This is a genomic window from Burkholderia sp. Tr-20390 (assembly GCF_017104595.1).
In the GTDB taxonomy this organism is placed as follows: Bacteria; Pseudomonadota; Gammaproteobacteria; order Burkholderiales; family Burkholderiaceae; genus Burkholderia.
Genome location: NZ_JAAGPC010000010.1, coordinates 12,766 through 32,827, shown reverse-complemented (window position 1 = coordinate 32,827; position 20,062 = coordinate 12,766). Strand labels below are relative to the sequence as shown.

At 60.6% G+C, this 20,062-nt stretch carries 21 protein-coding genes; 10 read left to right on the top strand and 11 right to left on the bottom strand.

All coding sequences use genetic code 11. The annotated features are described in order from the left end of the window. Positions 1-142: 142 nt before the first annotated feature. The 3 genes from G3N98_RS05215 to G3N98_RS05205 all read right to left on the bottom strand — a co-directional run bounded on the left by G3N98_RS05215 (position 143) and on the right by G3N98_RS05205 (position 2,609). A complete protein-coding gene (locus tag G3N98_RS05215) occupies positions 143-547 on the bottom strand; it encodes a hypothetical protein (protein WP_089476242.1) in 405 nt (134 codons plus the stop codon). A gap of 174 nt (positions 548-721) precedes the next feature. Beyond that, the gene (locus G3N98_RS05210) at positions 722-1,963 is read right to left on the bottom strand and encodes a dicarboxylate/amino acid:cation symporter (RefSeq protein ID WP_175239722.1); all 1,242 of its coding nucleotides are present in this window, start codon (positions 1,961-1,963) and stop codon (positions 722-724) included. Then, positions 1,947-2,609, bottom strand: coding sequence for a GntR family transcriptional regulator (locus tag G3N98_RS05205; RefSeq protein WP_089429767.1), 663 nt, complete (start codon positions 2,607-2,609; stop codon positions 1,947-1,949). The genes G3N98_RS05210 and G3N98_RS05205 overlap by 17 nt, the downstream gene beginning before the upstream one ends. Before the next feature lie 150 nt (positions 2,610-2,759). Between G3N98_RS05205 and G3N98_RS05200 the strand changes: the two genes are divergently transcribed. Both G3N98_RS05200 and G3N98_RS05195 read left to right on the top strand, forming a co-directional pair. Next, on the top strand, positions 2,760-3,224 hold the full coding sequence (locus G3N98_RS05200) for a GNAT family N-acetyltransferase (protein ID WP_206147489.1): 465 nt from the start codon (positions 2,760-2,762) through the stop codon (positions 3,222-3,224). A gap of 543 nt (positions 3,225-3,767) precedes the next feature. Beyond that, complete coding sequence (locus G3N98_RS05195; RefSeq protein WP_206147488.1) at positions 3,768-5,492, top strand: ABC-F family ATP-binding cassette domain-containing protein; 1,725 nt, start codon at positions 3,768-3,770, stop codon at positions 5,490-5,492. A 262-nt stretch (positions 5,493-5,754) separates the two neighbouring features. On the opposite strand, the gene G3N98_RS05190 is transcribed toward G3N98_RS05195, so the two are convergent. Beyond that, a complete protein-coding gene (locus G3N98_RS05190; RefSeq protein WP_206147487.1) occupies positions 5,755-6,255 on the bottom strand; it encodes a hypothetical protein in 501 nt (166 codons plus the stop codon). A gap of 671 nt (positions 6,256-6,926) precedes the next feature. Here G3N98_RS05190 and G3N98_RS05185 point away from each other — a divergent pair. The 4 genes from G3N98_RS05185 to G3N98_RS05170 all read left to right on the top strand — a co-directional run bounded on the left by G3N98_RS05185 (position 6,927) and on the right by G3N98_RS05170 (position 9,716). Next, positions 6,927-7,226 carry a hypothetical protein gene (locus tag G3N98_RS05185; RefSeq protein WP_206147486.1) on the top strand — a complete coding sequence of 100 codons (300 nt, stop codon included), beginning with the start codon at positions 6,927-6,929 and terminating at the stop codon, positions 7,224-7,226. Positions 7,227-7,856: 630 nt separating this feature from the next. Then, positions 7,857-8,189: a barstar family protein gene (locus tag G3N98_RS05180; RefSeq protein WP_206147485.1), complete on the top strand. Its 333-nt coding sequence runs from the start codon at positions 7,857-7,859 to the stop codon at positions 8,187-8,189. Positions 8,190-8,534: 345 nt separating this feature from the next. Continuing rightward, positions 8,535-8,861, top strand: a complete 327-nt coding sequence (locus G3N98_RS05175; protein ID WP_089430128.1) for an EthD family reductase — start codon at positions 8,535-8,537, stop codon at positions 8,859-8,861. A 306-nt stretch (positions 8,862-9,167) separates the two neighbouring features. Continuing rightward, positions 9,168-9,716, top strand: a complete 549-nt coding sequence (locus G3N98_RS05170) for a glutathione peroxidase (RefSeq protein ID WP_206147484.1) — start codon at positions 9,168-9,170, stop codon at positions 9,714-9,716. A 381-nt stretch (positions 9,717-10,097) separates the two neighbouring features. Here G3N98_RS05170 and G3N98_RS05165 read toward each other — a convergent pair whose 3' ends face one another. After that, positions 10,098-10,934 (bottom strand): alpha/beta hydrolase, encoded by an 837-nt coding sequence (locus tag G3N98_RS05165; protein WP_206147483.1) that lies wholly within the window; start codon positions 10,932-10,934, stop codon positions 10,098-10,100. A 206-nt stretch (positions 10,935-11,140) separates the two neighbouring features. Here G3N98_RS05165 and G3N98_RS05160 point away from each other — a divergent pair, with 206 nt between their 5' ends. Next, positions 11,141-12,124: an AraC family transcriptional regulator gene (locus G3N98_RS05160; protein WP_206147482.1), complete on the top strand. Its 984-nt coding sequence runs from the start codon at positions 11,141-11,143 to the stop codon at positions 12,122-12,124. 163 nt (positions 12,125-12,287) lie between these two features. Then, positions 12,288-13,235: a GlxA family transcriptional regulator gene (locus tag G3N98_RS05155; protein ID WP_206147481.1), complete on the top strand. Its 948-nt coding sequence runs from the start codon at positions 12,288-12,290 to the stop codon at positions 13,233-13,235. Positions 13,236-13,335: 100 nt separating this feature from the next. Here G3N98_RS05155 and G3N98_RS05150 read toward each other — a convergent pair whose 3' ends face one another. From G3N98_RS05150 to G3N98_RS05125, 6 genes are all read right to left on the bottom strand, one after another. Beyond that, positions 13,336-13,818: an SgcJ/EcaC family oxidoreductase gene (locus G3N98_RS05150; RefSeq protein ID WP_089429761.1), complete on the bottom strand. Its 483-nt coding sequence runs from the start codon at positions 13,816-13,818 to the stop codon at positions 13,336-13,338. A gap of 124 nt (positions 13,819-13,942) precedes the next feature. Beyond that, positions 13,943-14,797, bottom strand: coding sequence for a DJ-1/PfpI family protein (locus G3N98_RS05145; protein WP_175239712.1), 855 nt, complete (start codon positions 14,795-14,797; stop codon positions 13,943-13,945). Between the two features lie 153 nt (positions 14,798-14,950). Further along, positions 14,951-15,697, bottom strand: a complete 747-nt coding sequence (locus G3N98_RS05140; protein ID WP_206147480.1) for a glucose 1-dehydrogenase — start codon at positions 15,695-15,697, stop codon at positions 14,951-14,953. Between the two features lie 215 nt (positions 15,698-15,912). Continuing rightward, on the bottom strand, positions 15,913-16,758 hold the full coding sequence (locus G3N98_RS05135) for an MBL fold metallo-hydrolase (RefSeq protein WP_175239710.1): 846 nt from the start codon (positions 16,756-16,758) through the stop codon (positions 15,913-15,915). Between the two features lie 18 nt (positions 16,759-16,776). After that, positions 16,777-17,103, bottom strand: a complete 327-nt coding sequence (locus G3N98_RS05130; RefSeq protein ID WP_206147479.1) for a hypothetical protein — start codon at positions 17,101-17,103, stop codon at positions 16,777-16,779. A 6-nt stretch (positions 17,104-17,109) separates the two neighbouring features. Next, positions 17,110-17,652, bottom strand: coding sequence for a sugar ABC transporter (locus tag G3N98_RS05125; RefSeq protein WP_206147478.1), 543 nt, complete (start codon positions 17,650-17,652; stop codon positions 17,110-17,112). Positions 17,653-17,818: 166 nt separating this feature from the next. Between G3N98_RS05125 and G3N98_RS05120 the strand changes: the two genes are divergently transcribed. Together G3N98_RS05120 and G3N98_RS05115 are read left to right on the top strand one after the other, a co-directional pair. Continuing rightward, positions 17,819-18,724, top strand: a complete 906-nt coding sequence (locus G3N98_RS05120) for a LysR substrate-binding domain-containing protein (RefSeq protein ID WP_206147477.1) — start codon at positions 17,819-17,821, stop codon at positions 18,722-18,724. A gap of 99 nt (positions 18,725-18,823) precedes the next feature. Then, on the top strand, positions 18,824-19,627 hold the full coding sequence (locus G3N98_RS05115) for a lipid II flippase Amj family protein (RefSeq protein ID WP_206136773.1): 804 nt from the start codon (positions 18,824-18,826) through the stop codon (positions 19,625-19,627). Positions 19,628-20,062: the final 435 nt, after the last annotated feature.

The window sequence follows — 20,062 nt, the reverse complement described above, 5'->3', positions numbered from 1 at the left end:
CCTGGCGATCCGAGGTTGAGTGTGCCAGAACCAAAGGCACTGAACGGCGTGCGCGCGCAGCCGGACGAACATGTCAAACGATCGGCCCCCGAAAGTCGGGGCTTATCCGGCTCGACCTCGCGCAACAATCTGTGATCGCAGTTTAGGCTAGGCTAACGGATGCGACCACACGTGCACTCACGCTCGGAAACTTGAAGGCATCGCAGGGCTTCTTCGGTACTGTCCATGTTGCGATCATCGCGGCGGTCGGCAGATAGTCGGGATCGGCCGACGCGACTCCGGCCCACACGCCGGGAGACACCTGTCTGCCGTGGAGATAAAAGTGCAGCTCCCGGCCCGCGCGGTCGCAAATACACCTGATTCTCTCCACCGATTGGCCCAATGCTCTAATCCGTGCGATCTGGTTGCGATCCAGCTCGAACAGGGCACTCACCACGCCGTCACGATTGCCGATGCCAATCATGTTGCTGTCATCGGTCAACGCCCATGTCGGATGCGGCGTGCCTAGGCGCAGCATGAAATAATCTGCGGACTCTGAACCAACCATACTGTTTCTCCTGCAAAAGATCCGTCGTTCTGCTAACCGAAGATCAATGGAAACGAACGATCATCCAATCCTGTTCTCGTCGCCGTATCTGGATGCCCGAGTGGATGTGCCCCGGCGCCTTGCAATGGGCGGGCGCAACAGTGAAGCGCCCTGCGCCCGTCCCTTCCGAATCACTCACACGCTCGCCTGACGCGTCACGGTTTCGGCGGCGATACCGTCCTCCGAACCGGAAAGTCTCACCGCGACAGCCGCCGCCGCCGTGCTCCCGTAGACGTTCAGGGCGGTTCTCCCCATGTCGAAAAAGGCGTCGACGCCCAACAGCAGCAGCACCGCATCGGCCGGCAACCCGATCGACGTCAGCACGATGGTGATGGCGACGATCGCTCCGGAGGGCACATTGGCTGCGCCGTCGATGGTGATGATCGTCAAAATCAAAATCGTGATCACCAGCGGCCAGGACCAGGCGAGATGATAGGCGTCGGCCAGATAGCCGACCGCGAGGGCCGTGTAGAGGACCGCGCCGTCGCGATTGAAAATATAGGCGAGCGGCAAGATCGTGGACGCCACGCCGTGGGGAACGCCGAATTCAACCAGCTTCTTCAGGTGCAACGGGTAGGTAATTTCGGACGACCGCGTCGTGAAACCCAGGATCAGCGGTTCCTTCACTTTCCTGAGAACGGCGAGAGGCGATTGACCGGCGACGCGAATGACGACGGTGAGTACCACCGCCAGAATCGCCATGCCGAGATAGGCCACGCCCAGAAGCTCGACGAGCGAGTGCACGCCGGCAAAGCCCTTGGCCGACAACAGCTGCGCGATCGCGGCGAAGATCGCGAGCGGCGACCATGCGATCACCCACTGGGTCATCTTGAACAGGCCGGACAGCAGTGCCTCGAAAACGGCAATCGCAGGCTCGGCACGCTCCGGGGCAGCCGCCAATGCCGCACCGAAAATGACGCCGAAAACGAGTACCGGGAGAGAATTCCCTGCGGCGAGCGCGGCGACGATGTTCGCGGGGATCAAATCAACGAGAAATTTCGTCCAGTCGATGCTGGATGCGAGTGCTGCAGGCATCGATCCGGAGTGCGTGAGGCTCGCACCGAGACCCGGCCGAAATGCGAAGTTGAGCAGCAGGCCGAGCGACGCAGCCAGGCCAGTCATCAAAACGAAGAAGACGATGCTGGATAGTGCGACCTTGCCGAGCCGTTCGCGCAGTCGGCCCGCACGAAAGACACCGACCGTGACCGACAGGAAGATCAACGGCATGACGACCATCTTGATCGCATGGCCGAACATCGCGCTGAGAAAGCCCAGCTTCCCGGCAAAGCCAGGAGCAAATACGCCGCAAGCGACGCCCAGGACAAGCCCGCCAAGCATTTGCAGCGGGAGGGAAAGGCCCTTATTTTTCGTGTTCATGCCGCGCCTTTAATAGTTTTATCCGTGCGGGCGTGCCGTCAACGATGTGATTCCACATATGCTGACGCGCAAGCTCGCCGTCGTTTGCTTCGATTGCGTGAAAGATTTTCAGGTGCTCGATCGTGCCGCGCCGAACGGTTTCGGCGTCGCTACGCGGGAGTTCGTTTAGCGCCAAGGTTTGGGCTCGCAATAGACTATACGCGGATGAGATTCGCACGTTCCTTGCGGCGGCAAACAACGCTTGATGAAACACCCAACCGACACGTTGCTCGAGCATGATGTCCGCGACGTCCTGATCAATCAGCACCTGCATTTTCTCTGCCGCGTCGCGAAGGTCTGCCGTTACGCCCGACCTGGCTGCAAGAAACGCAGCTGTACTCTCGAGGGCCAGCCGCATTTCAAAAATTTCGCGGAGATCACTCGTAGTTGGCGAAGCGACATAGGTCCCACTCTTTTCGATCACCACGACCAGCCCTTCGGACTCGAGCAAATGCAATGCGCTGCGCACGGGCATTTGGCCGAAACCGAGTTCGTCCGATAGTCCTCGATGGGATACTTTCTGCCCAGGCGCAAGGCGGCCGTCAAAGATCCTCGATCGGATTTCATCGTAGGCAAGCTCTGCATCTGTCGAGACTTTCGACGTCATCTGTGATCGCAGTTAGCGTATGATTGAAAAAGAGATAACGGATAGGAAATTACCCTTACTGGTAACGCCCGGCAACTGATAATTTTGCGAGTGGGTATGCTGAAAGCGAACCGGAAGACTATCTGCGTGATGAAGCGAGCCGACAATTAGATGACTTCACAAGATGTGCGCTTTACCATCTGCGCCGTTCGCGCGGAAGAAACCTATCCCCTCAGGGCCGCAATCTTGATGGCCGGAGATGAAGAAGGGAGTGCGCTACCCGGAGACCTCGCCTCGACGACAAGGCACTTTGCCGTGCGTGATAACGACGGCATTGTGGCGGTGGCGTCGGTGTGTCAAGAAGGACAATCCGGTGTTTTGAACGCTGAAGCCTGGCGCCTTCGCGGCATGGCCGTCCATCCGTCGGTGCGTGGTCTGGGATTCGGACGCCTTCTGGTCAATCTATCCATTCGCCATGTCCGCGAACAGCGTGGATTATTGCTCTGGTGTACGGCGCGCGAATCAGCATACCCATTTTATGAAATGCTCGGCTTTAATCGCGATCCGAAACCGGTTTCAATGCAGGGGCGCGACGACATGAGGTTCTATCTCATGCAGCGCCAGATCGGGGGCTGATTTTCGTTTGCTACTGACGTCAGACGACCAGATGGTGTCTGCGTGGTCTAGTCCGGCGTTTCTGCGCCAAGTCGTCTCCGATTGCGTCTGATGTCCGTGGATTTCTGCGATCAACCTGGAAACATCGGCGATCGAAGGTGACCTGGCCTGCCGGGATAGGGCCGCCGATGGCCAGGAGCAGTCACTCGGAACACATTCTTCAAAGCAGGCGTCGAGTTGTCGCGAAGCGTTCGGCGATCTTTCTTGGAAGGAATTGCGAGCCGCAACGCCAGCGGCTTGTATAACCGACGTGAGCCGAGATAAACTCCGCCGCGACATTCAACTCTTTTTTAAAAAGGAGGTAAATATGGTTTTGTTAGTGCGCCAACTGATGTTGGCACATTGGTTCAGCACATTCGCCCGCTCTTGCCTGAGTTCCATCGCGCTGCGATAACCCGGTCAGAGCAAAGCCTTCTCCTCCCGAGTCCTTTCTCGACTCCAAGGTTGTCGCCAGCGCTCCTGTTGACAGGGATAAACACGTCCCGAAAAAACGAGAGCAAGAGCATGACAACCCTGATTTCCGCACTTTCCCTGAAACTGGAAACCGGCCACGGCCCGCTATTCCAGGACCTTTCCTTTACTGTAAAACTGGGCGACCGCATCGGCCTGATCGGCCACAACGGTTGCGGCAAGAGCAGTCTGCTTGATGTATTGGCGGGCAGCCGCGAACCCAGCGCCGGTAGCGTGCAATATGCGGCAATGTGCCGTCTGCAACACGTCGAGCAGCATCTACCGTCAAGACTGGCCGACCTGACGACGCGAGAGGCGTTGCTGGCAAGCGTCGGCGAGCAACGGGCCGAGCATTGGCGGGTAGACAGCCTACTGGACGATTTGGAGCTGGCCATTGCGGCGGACACACCCGTTTCCGACCTGAGCGGCGGTCAACACACTCGTTTGCTGCTGGGGCGCGCAGTACTTGCGCAGCCGAATTTCCTGTTGCTTGATGAACCAAGCAATCATCTGGATCTCCCCTCGTTATTGTGGCTGGAAGATTTCCTGCGCCGCTGGCAGGGTGGCTTCATCTTGGTATCGCACGACGCGCGACTTCTGGACAGTCTCAGCGACACGAGCTGGATTCTGCGCGACCAGCGCTTGTACAGTTTCGATATGCCGTGCAGCCGGGCCCTGGTCGCGTTGGCCGAGGCCGACGCAACGGCACAAGCGCGTCATGCAGGCGAGCAAAACGAGATCGACCGGCTGGCCGCCAGCAGCAAACGCCTGGCCATCTGGGGGCGCGAGCACGACAATGAGAAATTGGCGCGCCAAGCCAAGTCCATGCAAAGGCGTGTCGAAAAGCTCAAGGAAGACCAGACCTTTGTTAGTCGTGGCAGCCCATGGCGCTTGAAGCTACAAGGACGACCATTAGCGGCGGACCGTCTGATGGCATTCGAAGGCCTGCATGTACGCGCCCAGGCAGAAGAGCCGATCCTGTTTGACGTTCACGATTTGTGGGTGCGGCCAGGTGACAAGATCGCACTCCTGGGCAGCAATGGCACGGGCAAATCCTCGTTGCTGCGCCAGTGCTGGAGCGATCTGCAGCAGGGAGAAACGCCCATGGGTTGGCGTTATCATCCGGCGGCGCGCATCGCCTACTACGATCAGTCATTGCATCAACTGGCCGACGACGCCACTTTGTCGGACGCGTTATATAAATTCGCGCCAGTCGGCGACAAGGAGCGACGACAGGCTTTGATTTCTGCCGGGTTTGCGTACGTACGCCATGGTCAGATCGTGGCCACACTGAGTGGCGGCGAGCGGGCTCGTCTGCTATTTCTCGCGCTGTCCATGGCCAGCTACCACCTATTGTGGCTGGACGAACCGACCAATCACCTGGATATGGAAGGCAAGCGCGAACTTGCTGCCGCGCTGGCGGCGTTCGATGGCGGTTTCATCCTGGTTTCGCACGACCGCGAATTGATCGAGCACAGTTGCAATCGCTTCTGGGCAATCCGCAACGGGCGCTTGCAGGAATTGCCCGATGCTGAAAGCGCGTATCGAAATTTGTTCGCATCTCGTGCTCCCGCGGTGCCTGAGCAGATTCCGGTTACACCGAACAACACCGGCGTTCAGTCCGCAAGCCGTGACGCTGAGGCACAGTGGCGGCGGTGGTGTCAGTTGGAGGCGCTACTGGCGGCAGAAATCGCACGCAAACCGAAACATCAGAAGCCGCAACGACAGGAACAGTGGCGGGAAGAAATGCGGCGACTGGAACAGGAGCTTGGGCTTTAAGGCGTATGTGACGGGTGCGGTTCGCAGCAGCGCGGCGACGTCTGGCTGGCCATATGCAGGGACTGGTTTGGTGCCTCTTGGTGCCGTCTGCCGCCAGTATCCTGCGATTCCGCACCCGCTTCACTTTCTGCTCGAACGAATGGCCGATATCGAGAAGCTCGAGTGTCCCTTTCTGGGCGATCGGTGTCGGTTGCGCGTGGTCGGGCGGTGGCCGGCGGAGTTCGGTTGCGGATTCAACACGTCGATGCCAGCGCTAGCCGTTTCATTTCTTCAGTAGCACATTGTAGTAGTCGGAAATGTTTGCTTCAGGGCCTTTTGTAATTCGATCGAATGCTCGCGCCCACGGCCAAAAATTCGTACCCGAAGTGGTTCGAAGTCCAGGGAATCGATGGTCACCGAGCGTGACCATTCCCCATTCTCCTCCATGATTACGGCGAAACACCTCACCTACGTAACTTCCAAAGCCTTTTGCAAACGACATGACTTGCTCGTCAGACGGCTTGGGATTCGTGTCGGCATAAGATGCATGCATTTTCGACAAGGCTCTTTCGACGTCCGCCATGCTTGCATCCGACCAATCCAGTTTGATGGAAAACTGCTTTGCGGAGAAGTCGACGGCGTCTTGCGCATACGCTTCAGCCACCTTTTCGATCGTCGGGTCAGGAGAAAATGACGGACTTCCAGTACTGTCTGCACGGGCAACATTCGAGATGGTCAAGGGTGCCCAGGTAAGCAGTGCCGCAATCAAAAATTTGGTCTTCAATATCACCCCAACTTGAGTGTTCTGATTGTTTGTGTTCTCCCGACGCGTCGCCATGACGGTGCAATTTGACTGCAATGTGGTCGACCGATATCGGGAAATTCGAGATCCAACTCATGTGTAATGTGCGCGGCGAGGCATGGTCTGCGCCTGACTATTACGCAGACGGTGCCCAAGATCCTGGGCGCGGTCGGCCTTACCCACTGGTGCCCCTTAACGGGGTGTCCTTCCCCCTGCCGCGACAACAGTATATCGATTGCTGCGCCGGCCGAACTGTTGAGCGCCCCAAGCGTACGATCTAAATATTTGACGAGTTCCTGATGCACAACGTACTCGAATTGGCATTGGACGCCATCGAGCCCGCTTGCAGCAAAGGGGACAGCGCGAACTGGCGCGTACCCGAGTATATGGCCATGGCCGCATTGAGTATGGGGTTAGTTGATCGACGGAGGATGCACGACCAACGACTAACGGAAGCACGAGGCTGGGACTACCGGACATTGCTAGCGCAATACCGCTCGCCCTGATCTCGTTACGATGAGCGGAATTGGTCGACCGCAGCCGGATATGGGCCTCTCCAGACGACTAGCGGCAACCGCTGGCTCAGCCATTACGAAACTGTCGCCATGTCTGATGCCCCGACGGCTCATGCACTCTTTGAATGAAGGTGAAGAATGATTGAAGGTAAATCGCGTTCCGGAAGTGTGGCAATTGGCGTAATGAAGGCGCTACACATTCTGAGCGCTGAGGATCGCCCGACGACGCTCGATGCGATCGCTGGTTGGCTCGCCAAGTCAGAATATTTCTACTACGACGACTGGCTGATCGTCGGTGGCCGCAGCGCGAAGCAATACATCGCTGACATTCTTGAGGATCTGCGCGAGCTCGGTGTCGTTTGCCCCGTCGAGCAGAATGCTGCACTTCATCCGCAGACGAGTATGGAATGGAGGCCGTGCCTACTGCCACCGGCCTAAGTAGCGCAACATTGACGTCACTCGCGCGCCATTTGCTGTGACTCAACGACTGATTTGGCGAGAGTTGGATGACCGCCAGGAACGGACAGTCGACGTGGAGGCCTATATTGGCGACAATCGATCAGACTCACCTTGCACGCGACATCCCCTACCCAGTTGAACAAGATCCGAGATGAAATCGCCCTCAATAGTCAAGCCGCTTGAACGTCCCTTGGCTGCATTCTCGTCGAACATCGATTGTGCTCGCGACGTCGCTGTCGCTGGATTACGATGGCCAACTCCATATTGGTGTGACCTCGCGATCGGGTGGTTGGAACAAGGTCTAGCGGTAGATGTCGAGATAGACGAAATACTGCGAGATATTTCCCAGAGTCGGCGCTATCCGCAGATCCTTCGGCACCGTGCATTTACGCTACACGTAAATTTCGCAAGGAACCGGGGAGTCAAGTAGTCCATAGATCTACGGTGGGTCGGTCTCTTGGGACGGTAGCGACGACGCCACGCTCCTGCTTGGTTGCAAACGAACGCCGACATCCGGTCAAAAGGACCATTTGACGTTAGCTTCAAGTGCATTGACAATTTTCATATTGGTTCATCAATGGACCGGACGCAGACGTGAGGTGGAACGCAATGACAATTGTGGTTGTAGACACGACTGAAATCACGGATTGGCCATCCTTTCATCGGGTCCTGTCAAAAAGCTTTGGCTTTCCGTCGTTCTATGGCAACAACATGGACGCATTGATCGACTGTTTCAGTTATCTCGATGAGCCGGATGCCGAGATGACTAATGTGCACGTTCTACCGGGGCGTACATTGGCGATACAACTCGGTGCCGTGAACAATTTCAAGGTGCGTTGCCCAGAGCAGTTCGCGGCTCGTCAAGACGCATGTGCTTTTGTGAACTGGCGCCGCACCGGCGAGCAGGGCGCTCCGTTGGTCGCACTGTCGTACCATGACTGAATTGACATTGATCGACTTCTGCCACGCAAATTCTGCTGGGACACGGTGATCTTCTGCGGCTACGAATGGCTGTTTTGGAGGGTGTGGGTGATGACGATCGGCAGCTATCTGAAAGAGTACCCACCTGACTGCCGCCCCTCAAAGCGTCCGACCTCGCCGAACTGCGCCCGCATCGTTGGACACCCGGCGCCACCGAACTGGCAAGACGGGTTCGCCCGTGCTTAAAATCAGAAGAGTCGGTACGCCGATTCTGCAAGAAGCCTTCGCCACGCTCTGTATCAGCGGCCTCGACGCCATCTCGCGAGCGTTGGCGCCTCGATCCCCATGCAGCAACAGGAGAACCCGATGATCAAAGTCAGTGTCATGTACCCGTACGCCGCAGGCGCGCGATTCGATCATGCTTACTACCGCGACAAGCACATGCCAATGGTGAAGCAGCGGCTCGGTGCGGCATGTCTGTACTACACGGTGGACAAGGGCATCGCAGGCGGTGCTCCGGGCACAGATCCTGTCTACGTAGCCAAGTGCGACTTCGTCTGCACGTCTATCGAAGCTTTCCAGGCGGCGCGCGACCCGCATGCGCAGGAGATCATGGCCGACATCGCCAATTACACGGATATACAGCCCGTGCTTCAAATCAGCGAGGTGGTCGTAGAGCGTTCCGAAGTCTGACCAAGGTTCGGATATTGCCACGCACCGCATCCGCGGATGGCGTACCCCGGCAACGGAGCGATGCTTATACAGCCATTCTGCCGTTGTATCGAAGCCTGGGCCTTTCCAGGTCGCCTGTTGGACCCCACGGCCCGCGGCTGCAAGCAGGAAGTTGACCGATCGAAGTAGGATAGGGCTCTGCCACGCGCAGATCACGAGCGTCGACAACGCGCCTTTGATGACCGACGTCCAAGGTTTTCCAATGAACGCGATACACCGCGATTCCCGCGGCTCGCCAACCGATTTGATCAATTGAAGGATGCAGACATGAGCACGATTTACGATATTCCTGTCAACGCCATCGACGGCGCGCAAACAACCCTGCGTTCCTTCGAAGGCAAAGTGCTGCTGGTGGTGAACGTGGCGTCCAAATGCGGGCTGACGCCGCAATACGAGGGTCTGGAGGCGCTCTACGAAGGCAAGCGCGCGGAAGGTCTCGAAGTGCTGGCGTTCCCCGCCAACAACTTCAAGGGCCAGGAGCCGGGCACCGATGCGGAAATCCAGTCGTTCTGCACCGGCACCTTCGGCGTGAAGTTTCCGTTGTTCTCGAAAATCTCCGTGATCGGCGACGACAAGCATCCGCTCTATCGCTCGCTCACCCAGGCGCAGCCGCAGGCGACCGGCGACGGCCCGTTCCGTGCGCGCCTCGAAGGCTACGGCATTCAACCGAACCCGGCGCCCGAGGTGCTGTGGAACTTCGAGAAGTTTCTCGTGAGCCGCACGGGTGAAGTGGTCGCGCGTTTCTCGCCCGATACGACCGCGGACGACCCGAAGCTGGTCGCCGCCATCGACGCGGAGCTGGCCAAGGCCGCGTAAGCCGGCGCACGTGACGCGTGCCAGGATGGATTGCCTGACCTGCACCCGTGGTCGAGGGTGCCAGGACGGGGCAATCCAACACCATGTCCGCCGACGTGCCGCTCGCGCATTGAAAACGGAACGCGACGGGGTGCCAGCCTCGACTGGCGAACCGGAGAATGCGTCAGGCCGACAAGTCGTTCAACGGTCTGTTGACGCTACAAGACGTCGTTCAGGATTCCACGGGGTTCACTTGTTCCCCGGCCAATCGTGCGCGCCTCGCCTCATGCACGAGCGATAAAAGAATCGACGTGTCAGGCTGGATCGGTCGCCCGGTCGAGTTGTTGAACGAGCGTAGGCGGGTTCACGGCCACGGCCGTTTATGGGCCATTGACCAACAACTCAACCCTTGCCGAGATCCCCCGCCGCAGGCGCCTGCGCCCAGTCGAGTGCGAAGTCGGCAACCTCCTCCCAGCCTTTCTCGCCACAGGTGTAGTGGCTGCGGCCGTCGAACAGCTTGTACGCCGAGATTGCCCGCGAACCCTTCGTATTCCTTTCGAAATTCTCGCGCTGTACAGCAGGCGGCAGGATGTTGTCGTTGCCGCCGGCGATAAAGAGCAGCGGTGCGCGATCGTCGTTCGCGAAGTTGTAGCGCGTCGGGGCATTCGGGTTGACGTTCGCGAACGCGCCTTGAAACAGGATCCGCCCCGACACGGGCACCGCGTAGCGGTCATAGACCTTCTTCGATTCCTCGAGGCTCAGGTTGTTCGTGAACGCATAGTGAAACTCGTGCTCGGTGATGGGCACCGCACGATGCAGATTGGCCGGATTGCGCAGGACCGGGAACGCCGCCTTGATCTGGCTGAACGGCAGCGCCCATACACCCTTCACCCCGGCGCCGTCGATCGAGACACCGGCCGAGCCGTAGCCTGCGTCGAGAAGAAGCTGGGCGAACGCGCCGCCGAACGAATGCCCCATGATGATCGGCTTGGTGTCGAGCGCGGCGATCGTTCGGGCCAGGTGGTCGAAGATCTCGCGCACGCCGAGATTCACCAGCGGCGACGGGTCGCGGCGGAGCGCCTCGACGCCGGCCGTGCCCGGCTGGACGCCCGGATATCCCGGCGTGATGACGCGCATGCCGCGCTGCTCGTAGCGCGTGACCCAATGTTCCCACGACAACGGCGTCATCCACAGGCCGTGAATCAGTACAACCGTGTCGGTACGCGTTTCCGGATTCATATCCCTGCTCCTGTAATCGCTGAATGACGAACATCACGCCCATGAGACCTCGGTATCTCCGGAGCCGTCTGCCCCGTGTTCGCCAGCAACGAAACAAGGGGTACTACGCGATTGCCGAATGCCACGCACCTTGAGAATAGTCTTTGACACCAGCGTCGTTCAGCGTGAATGATGTGTCCATCATAAAGACCATCCGGGTACGCGACATGGCCAAAAAGCCGGAATTCTTTGCTCAAACGCCGACGGCGCTGGACGATGACGCAGATCCGTTCGCCTTCAAGCGGGATGCCTTTTCCGACGTGCTGGAGCTGATCCGCATCCGCGGCAACACGGTCTTCACGTGCGCGGCATCGGCGCCTTTCGGATTGCGTTTTCCTGCCGGCAAGTATCGGCTGCACATCATCCGCAGCGGCAGCGTGGCGATCGAAGTGGAGGGGCTCGACGAGCGGTATCACGCGTCGCAGGGAGACCTGGTCATGCTGATGCATGGTCATGGCCATGTCATCTCCGACCGGCCGGGCCGCTCCGCGCGTCTCGTCACGGATCTCGCGCCACAGTACTACGATCGCGAGCGCCTGACGATCGGGAGCGGCGACACTACCTGGCTGTGCGGCGACTTCGGATTCGACGGTGTGCTGTCGCAACGGTTGCTGTCCGTGCTGCCGCCGGTGCTGGTGCTGAAAGGGTTGCGGGAACGGCCGTTCGAGTGGCTGGAGCTGAGCTGCCATTTCATCCTCGACGAGGCGTTGAGTCCGCGCGCGGGCGCCGCCGCGATGATCTCCCGATTGCTGGACGTCATCTTCGTCCAGTTGCTGCGCACCTGGGCGACGGAGGGCTCGGCAGGGCACGGGTGGCTGTCCGGCGCGATCGACAGCCGGATCAACCCGGCGATGTCGGCCATTCATGCGGATCCCGGGCGGGCGTGGAGCGTGAGTGATCTTGCCGAGTTGTCGAATCTGTCGCGGTCGGCTTTTGCGGACCGGTTCCAGCGTGTCGTGGGGCAGGCGCCGCTGAGCTACCTCACGACCTGGCGCCTCGACCGGGCGGCGGAGTTGTTGCGGTACAGCCGCGCGCCGATTTCGGATATTGCCGGTCGGGTTGGGTATACGTCGGAAGCGGCGTTCAGTCGCGCGTTTCGAGGACGGTACGAGATGTCGCCGATGCAGTGGCGGAAGGTGAATGCGGAGTAGGGGGCATGACTGCCATCCTGGTCTGGTCGACGCCTGCGGTTAGACATACAGACAATCGATCACGACGTAAACGACCTATTTCCCTCATTTCCGGCCGAATGGCGCTATTTGAGGGTTCCTCGTAAAATGCGACTTTACGGGATTTTCAGTTAACGACTTCGTCATGCATCGAATCGGATTCTTCGTTTGCCGTGGCTACGATGCGCTCGATCTGGGCGGGCCGCTGTCGGCCTTCAATCAGGTCGCCACGGCGGCGGGCCACGCGCCCTATGATCTCCACGTCATCTCGCAGTCCGGCGGCCCGGTGCCGGGCAATACGGGCCTGTCGGTTGACACGAAGCCGATCGGAAGGCGCACGTTCGACACCGTCATTTTCGTGGGCGGTGACATCGAGCCGATGCAGACGCCGGAGAACATCGCCGCCGCCAGAAAACTGGGTGCCAGGGCTGCGCGGGTCGCAAGCGTGTGTACGGGGGCGTTTCTGCTTGCGGAAACCGGCTTGCTGGACGGCGTGAGCGTGACGACGCACTGGCGATACGCGGCCCAATTGCAGTCGCGCTTCCCGCGCGCCAGGGTCGAGGGCGATAGCATTTATATCGAGGCGGGCCGCATCTGGACGTCGGCGGGCATCGCATCCGGCATCGACCTGGCGCTCGGCTTGATTGAAAAAGATATGGGCGCGGAGGTTGCGCGCGCTGTCTCCCGGCTTTTGGTAGTTCCGTATCGCCGGCCAGGCGGCCAGTCCCAATTCTCGGCGATGTCGCAGATGGAGCCGGAATCGGATCGCATCCGCATCGCGCTGAATTTTGCGCGGGAACATCTGGCGGAAGCGTTGCCTGTCGAGCGGCTCGCCGAAGCCGCAAGTTTGAGTCCGCGGCAGTTCGGGCGCGCATTTCGCCGGGAAACCGGAGAGACACCAGCGAAGGCGGTCGAGCGCTTGCGTGTCGAAGCGGCGCGGCTGCGCCTGCAGGGGGGCAGCGAACCGATCGAACAGATTGCGCTGGCGGTCGGGTTCACCGACCCGGAGCGGATGCGGCGGGCCTTCATCAAACTGCATGGGCACCCGCCGCAAGCGATTCGACGCGAGAGCCGATCGAACGGAGCGCGCTGATCGACCATCGTCTGCCGGCCGATCCGCGCGCTGCCTGGCCGAGGTCCCTCTCGCGGACTAGCGGCGCGTTGGGTAGATCGCCATGCGTTTCACCAGACGCTCAATGGCCATCCGCCGTCAGCGGGCCGTCATCGTTCCACATGTCGCGATGCAACTTCCACGCGCCGTCCTCTTTCAGAAAGACGAGCGTCTGCTTGCCGCGGAATTTGAGTTGTCCGTCGTGGTCGCGGACCTCCACATCCGACACCTCTGTCACGACCCGGTCGTTACCGTAGAACTCGTCATTGCTGAACGATACGGTGGCGGGCTTTGATCCGGCATACCCCTTGGTGAAGTACCCGATGATCGCGTTGCGTCCCGTGATCTTGTTGCCTCCGGGCGGCAAGAGCGTGCCGTCGCGGGTGTAGAGGCGGCCGATCGCCTCGTAATCCCCTCGCGCAAAGGCATCCGCCCAGCGCGCATTCTCGGCCTTGATGGCCGCTTCGGGCGGACGTGGCGAACCAGCGGCAGTCGCGGGCGCGGCAAACGCAAAAAAGGTGAAGCAGGCTGCAAGAGCAGCGGTGAAAACACGGGTCTGTTGCATCGAGTGATTTTCGTGCATGGTTTGAATGGAAAGGACTGCGAAAGTGGAGGATGAAGCAGGCAATGTCGGTCGCGGTGTTCATCGCAGTCTGTCGATGGGTTGGCTCACATTGCCTGCAAGCGATTCAACGAACGCCCGGGACGCGTGCGAGCCCCCTGGATGCACCGGGCAGTTTCTTGTCGACCATCGCGATGACTTCCGGCCGTGCATCTCTCGGATGGCCGGAATGGAACGGCGGCGCGGGATCATATTCGATCACGAGCTGCGTGAGTTCGGCGGCCTGTCGACCGCGCAGCTTCGCCGCCACGCGAAGGGCGAAGTCGATGCCCGCCGTCACGCCGCCGCCGCTCATGAACCGGCCGTTGTCGTCTTCGACGAAGCGATCGGGCACGGGAATGGCGCCGTATTCGGCCAGCTTGTTGACGAAGGCCCAATGGCAGGCGCTTCGCTTGCCGTTGAGAATTCCCGTTGCGGCTAGCACGAGCGATCCGTTGCAGACGGACGTCACATGCTGGGCACTTTCTGCCAGGCGCCGGATCTGCGCTTGATACGCGGGGCGCATCGGCGCCGACAGGTCGGACCCGCCGGGGACCAGCAGCACGTCCGTCTTGTCGATATCGGCCAGCCGCTCGGTCTTGCCGTACACGACGCCGAATTCGAGCGTCACGTTGCCGCCATCGAGGCTCGCGTAGCGAACGTTCGTATTCGGTAGCCGATGGAAGACTTCGCTGGGGCCGGCGAAGTCGAGCAGCGTGCCGCCGTCGTAATTGACGATCAGGATATTGAGCGGGTCGTTCGGAGCAAGTGCTCCGTCGCTGCCGGTCTGGGCAAGCACAGGGGCGGCGTGTCCACGCAGGGTGCCGCCACCGAGGACGGCACCGAGCGTCGCGATGCTGCCGAACTTGAGCACATCGCGGCGTGAACGACCGGCTCGGGTGAGCGGCGGTCCGGAAGCATTGTTTTCGCTACTGTCGGTCAAGATCATTTCTCCTTGCAGGTCGGCCCTGCTGCGAGCGTTACCAGGCTGGGCCGGATGAAATAGCCGCCGTGACTCCAAGCGTGGCGGACGTGAGGTCGGATAGGTGGATGAGCCGCGATGACACGCAGGGCGCCGGAATCGGGCGCCGCGCGCTCAAAGCTGCGAGGCGCCGCCGTCGACGACCAGTTCGGTGCCGACGACGTACGCGGATTCGTCGCTGGCGAGATAGAGCGCGGCGTTGGCGATGTCCTCGGCCGTACCCATGCGGCCCACCGGAATGGTGTCGGCAAACTCGGCCTTGCGGTCGCGAACCCATTCGTCCGTCATGCCCCACTTGGTCAGCAGCGGCGTGTCGATCGCGCCGGGCGCGATCGCGTTGAAGCGGATTTTCCGGTCGAGAAACTCGTAGGACCAACTGCGGGCAAGCGATCGCACGGCGGCCTTCGCGGCTGCCGTCAACGAGATGCCATGCTTGCCGGTCTGCGCGACGAACGAGGTGTTGAGAATGAAGGACGAGCCCTCTCGCAATTGCGGCAGCACCGCTTGAAGCGTGAACACCACGCCTTTGACGTTGATGTCCATGATCTCGTCGTAGAGCACATCGTCGATATCGTTGACTGCGGACGGGAACGCCCAGCCGGCGTTCGCGAATACGATATCCACGCCGCCGAACTGCTCGCCGACTTCAGCGGCAATCGCCCGCATGTCGTTGAGCGAACGGACGTCGCCCTTGAGAACGAGCGCATGCTCGCCGAGTTCGGCCCTCACTCGCTCGAACACCGCCTCGTCGCGACCCGTCACCGCGACGCGGGCGCCTTCCGCAATGAACCGCTTCGCGGTCGCAAGACCGATGCCACTGGTACCACCGGTGATTAACGCCGACTTGTCTTTAAGCCTCATCTTCTGCTCCTTTCTACGTCGTGATTGATCGGGCCGAAAGCGCAAGACGCGATGGCGTTTGTGCCTTTCCCTGCTCGATCTTCACGTGCAGTATGGAACGCGAAGCGGATGGCGCAAAGGTCGTATAACCCTCAAAAAAAGACGCATGGATCAAACGAGTGACTCATGCATGTCGGCGTGAGGTGGCGGCATCCCACATCGGTACACGTGTGGCTTCAGCCTTTGTCTTCGTAAAGCAACCCATACCCGTCGCTCGTTCGCTTGATACGTGCGAACCCGAGTTCCCCCAGATGCATGCCGGCGATCAGAAGGCCGTCCGCGCTGACCTGATCGAGAAGGCGTGACCGCGTAGCAGCCGCCAGCGACGCATCGTGATCGAACGCAATGGAGACGTCCGGCCGCTGAATCTGGATATGCGGGAAATGCACCACGTCCCCCCACACAAGCAGGCCTTGATCGCGGGATTCGAGAACATATCCGGTGTGCCCATCGGTGTGTCCCGGCAGCGGCAGCGCGCTGATGCCGGGGAGCACATGTCCGTCGTCGAACAGGCGAAGCCGGTCGTCATAGGCATCGAACACCTGACGCGCCTTCGCAAAGTTGCCGCGAGCCCGCTCACTGGCGCGACTGAGATTTCCGTCGTCCTGCCAGAACCTGACCTCTCGCTGATGCACGACCAGTTCCGCATGTGGAAACGCGGCCTGTCCCGCACCGTTCACCAGCCCACCGACGTGATCGGGATGCGCATGGGTCAGCAGGATGGTGTCGATCGCAGCGGGTTCGATGCCGGCAAGTATCAGGTTCGTTTTGAGCTGGCCACCCCATTGCCTGAACCCGCCAGCCCCACCGTCGATGAGAACGGTGCGGCCCGCTCCGCGTACGACGTAGCAATTGATATGAACGGCCGCCGGTTCTTTCTGTCCGGCAGCACGTTGCATTCTTGATGCGTCATCCGAATCGATATTCGACAGGAAGTCGAGACTGGCGGTGAGATAGCCATCACTGATGGCGGTGATCGTGAAATCCCCGACTGGCTGAACAGGAAAGGTAAGGGTGGACATCGTGTTGCTCCGAATCGGCTAGTTGCGGGCGTGAATGCTCGACGCGGTGTAACCAAAGCACCGAATGCGCGCGGTAAGGCCAGTGTGGCGAACGATCGCCTGATCCAGCGCGTCCATGAACCGGTTCATGACCTCCGGCGTGCGAGGCGTGCTGACGCGATACCGGATGTCGGCGAAGACGGGATGTCCATGCCCGTGCCGAACCGCCAGGAAAATGACATGGACGTTCTTGAGTTCAGCCCCGAGCACCTGCGTGCAGAGTTCGACGCAATCGCGCGACAGCGCGGCAACGCTTTCGTCAGCCGGCATCCGCGTCGTATCGATCGAGAAAGTGACGTTCGGCATCGCGGTCTACTCCTGTGCAATCGAAAGGGCGCGTGTGCTCGTCAACTGCTCCGTCAGCGGCGCGTAAAGGTGAATGCCTTCCGGAAGCGCCTCGACAAGCCGCGCGCTGTTCCGTGGCACGACGGCGAGCCAACGGCGCGCGGGACACTTCTCGAGCGCAGCGGCCTGCATGGCCAGCGGTTGGAGGCCCAATCGAATCAGCGAATCAGGGCCGCCGGCGCTCAGTGCGAGATGCTCACCGTCCTTTACGGCCGGCGCGAAGCCGATATCGCTGTAGAGATTCCGGTGCCAGTCGGTGATGTGTCGTTGCCACTTCGCGAAATTGCCGCCGCCTTTGCGGCGATATTCGTCGCCGGTCAGGACATCGAGGCCGTCGATCGTGTGGATCGCCAGATAAACCGGGCAACCGCCGGTGATCGCCTTGAACCGCTGCGACGTGTGAAACCCCGTGACCGAGATCAGCGCGGGCAGCTTTTCAAGGCTGTAGAAGTCGTTCCATTCGGCTTCGCTGTCGAGGTCGGCGAAGCTGCATTCCACGGTGTAGATCATGGGATCGTCCTTTGGGCAGGCTGCACATTCATCTGGGGAAGTGTGATGTTCAGTGCGGTAACGTAATGCTAAGCTCGCCATTCCGCGCGATAAAACGAAATAAAGTCAGCCTTCAGTGACATTTGATCAAGCTGACGATGAACACACTCCGACCAACGAGACGCCCATGTCCCGCAAGATCCCGAGCAATTCCGCGCTCCAGGCGTTTGAAGCCGCGGCCCGACACGGCAGCTTTGCCCGAGCCGCCGAGGAGCTGGCACGGACGGAGGGTGCCGTCAGTCGTCAGATCGGCCGGTTGGAGGCGTTCCTGGGCGTCACGCTGTTCGAGCGGATCGGCAACCGGGTGCGGCTGGCGCCGAACGGTGCGCGCTATGCGGTGCAGGTTCGCGAGATTCTGGATCGGCTCGAACGGGACAGCCTGTACCTGATGGGGCAGCCGATCGAAGGCGCGAGCCTCGATATCGCCGCCATCCCAACCTTCGCCACCCGCTGGCTGATCCCCCGGCTGAAACACTTTCAGGACCGGCATCCGAACATCACCGTGCATATCGCCGAGCGGATGGAACCGTTCCTGCTGGCCGGGAGCGGTTTCGACGCAGCGATTCATTTCGAGCATCCGGCATGGGCGGGGATGCATCTGCATCCGCTGCTGGAGGAAGTGCTGGTGCCCGTCTGCAGTCCGGCGCTGCTCGCCGGCGCCGGCGCGAAGCCGTCACTGGATGCGCTGCCGCGTCTTCATCGGCGACAGAATCCCGACGCGTGGCAAGCCTATGCGCAGGCGGCCGGCATCGTGCTGACCAATTCGGCGGTGGGCGCGCGCTACGACCTCCATTCGATGCTGATCGAAGCGGCGCTGGCCGGCCTGGGTGTCGCGCTGGTGCCGCGCCTGTACATCGACGCGGAGCTCGAGCAGGGGCGGCTGGTTGCGCCTTGGCCGGAGGGCAAGACGGTGACGAAAAACTTCTGCCTCGTCCTGCCCGAACCGATCGAGCTGGCCGACGGGCCGTTGCGGGCCTTCGCGACCTGGATGCTGGATGAAGCGCGGGGATTGGCGCCGCGCGGTAGCGCGTGATGCTCATCGTCCAACCGTTACGCTTGTGAAGGCGGCATCGCCAGGCTGATGCGTCGTGCTCGGGTACACTCGTGATCCCGTCACGCACGCGGCACCAGCATGGACAGTCAGCTTTGGATCATCTGCGGACTCACCTTCGTCATCCATGTGATCGCGACGCTGGCGTATGCCGTGCGGATCGCCGGCGTGCGCACGCGACGCATCGCGTTGTCGTTCTCGTTGTTCGGGATCATCGCGCTCGTGTCGCGAACGGCCAATTCCTTTCAGGGGCCGTTCATCGCGAAACGCGTTGAAATGGATATCGCGCACCGGATGGGGAGCGGGTTGCTGGCCGATTTCCGGTGGTTCCTGCTGTCCGCCACCGTGGCGACCATCGTCGGGTCGTTCCTGATCCCCACGTTCCAGCGTTATTTCAGTCGCGCCGTCGAACACTTCCAGGTGAACCGCTCGATTCCCCGCTTGCTGCTGGATGCGTGCAGTCGCGCGGGGATCAACTATCTGCGCGTCGGCGCACGACTGCCTTCCAGCCAGAACGTCACGCAACTGACCGCGAACACCGGTGTGTCATGGGGCGTCATTGCGCTGAACGTCGCCGCGATGGCGATCTGGACGGTCGGCGTGTTCGCGTCGCTCTATGCGGGTTACCTGAAGCCCGACCTGAGAGTGACGTGCGCGAACCTGTCGTCCGTCATCAACGGTTTCGCGACCGTCGTGCTGGCAGTCGTCATCGACCCGCAGGTTTCTGTCATGACCGACGACGTCATCGAAGGGCGGATCTCGGAGAACAGCTTTCGGCGCGCCATCACGACGCTCGCGGGCGCGCGCGTGCTCGGCACGTTGTGTGCGCAAGCGGTGCTCGTTCCGGCCGCGCTCGTCATCGTGCGCGTCGCCGAGCTGATCTAGCGCGGCAACGAGAGAATTGGGTACCGGCGCCGCATACGTGCCCTCGTCGACGCGCTGCGTAAATGATCGTCACCGGAGGGGGCCCGGCAGTCAGTCAGCATTCTCCATTAAACTCGCCGGCGCTGAAGCGCGTCGGCCACACGGATTATGTCGTTGGCGCGCGACAAATGGCATTGTTCCGGTAAGCAAGGGCATTCTCGATGAAACCGATTCCGGTGCTCGTGTGCCGATCGCCGATTATTCACGTTTCAAACGGATTCACGTGCCGGCGGCCCGTGCGGCGCGGTTCCGGCCGGTGAGCGGGAGGGTGCCAGCCCGTCGTGTCCAGACAGGGGATTCATGGATTGAATGCGCGCCGATTCAAAAGATAAATTTTGGAAAGACTCTGGCACGGGATATGCTTGACGGGTTTTATCCGATCGGAACCTGCGCCGG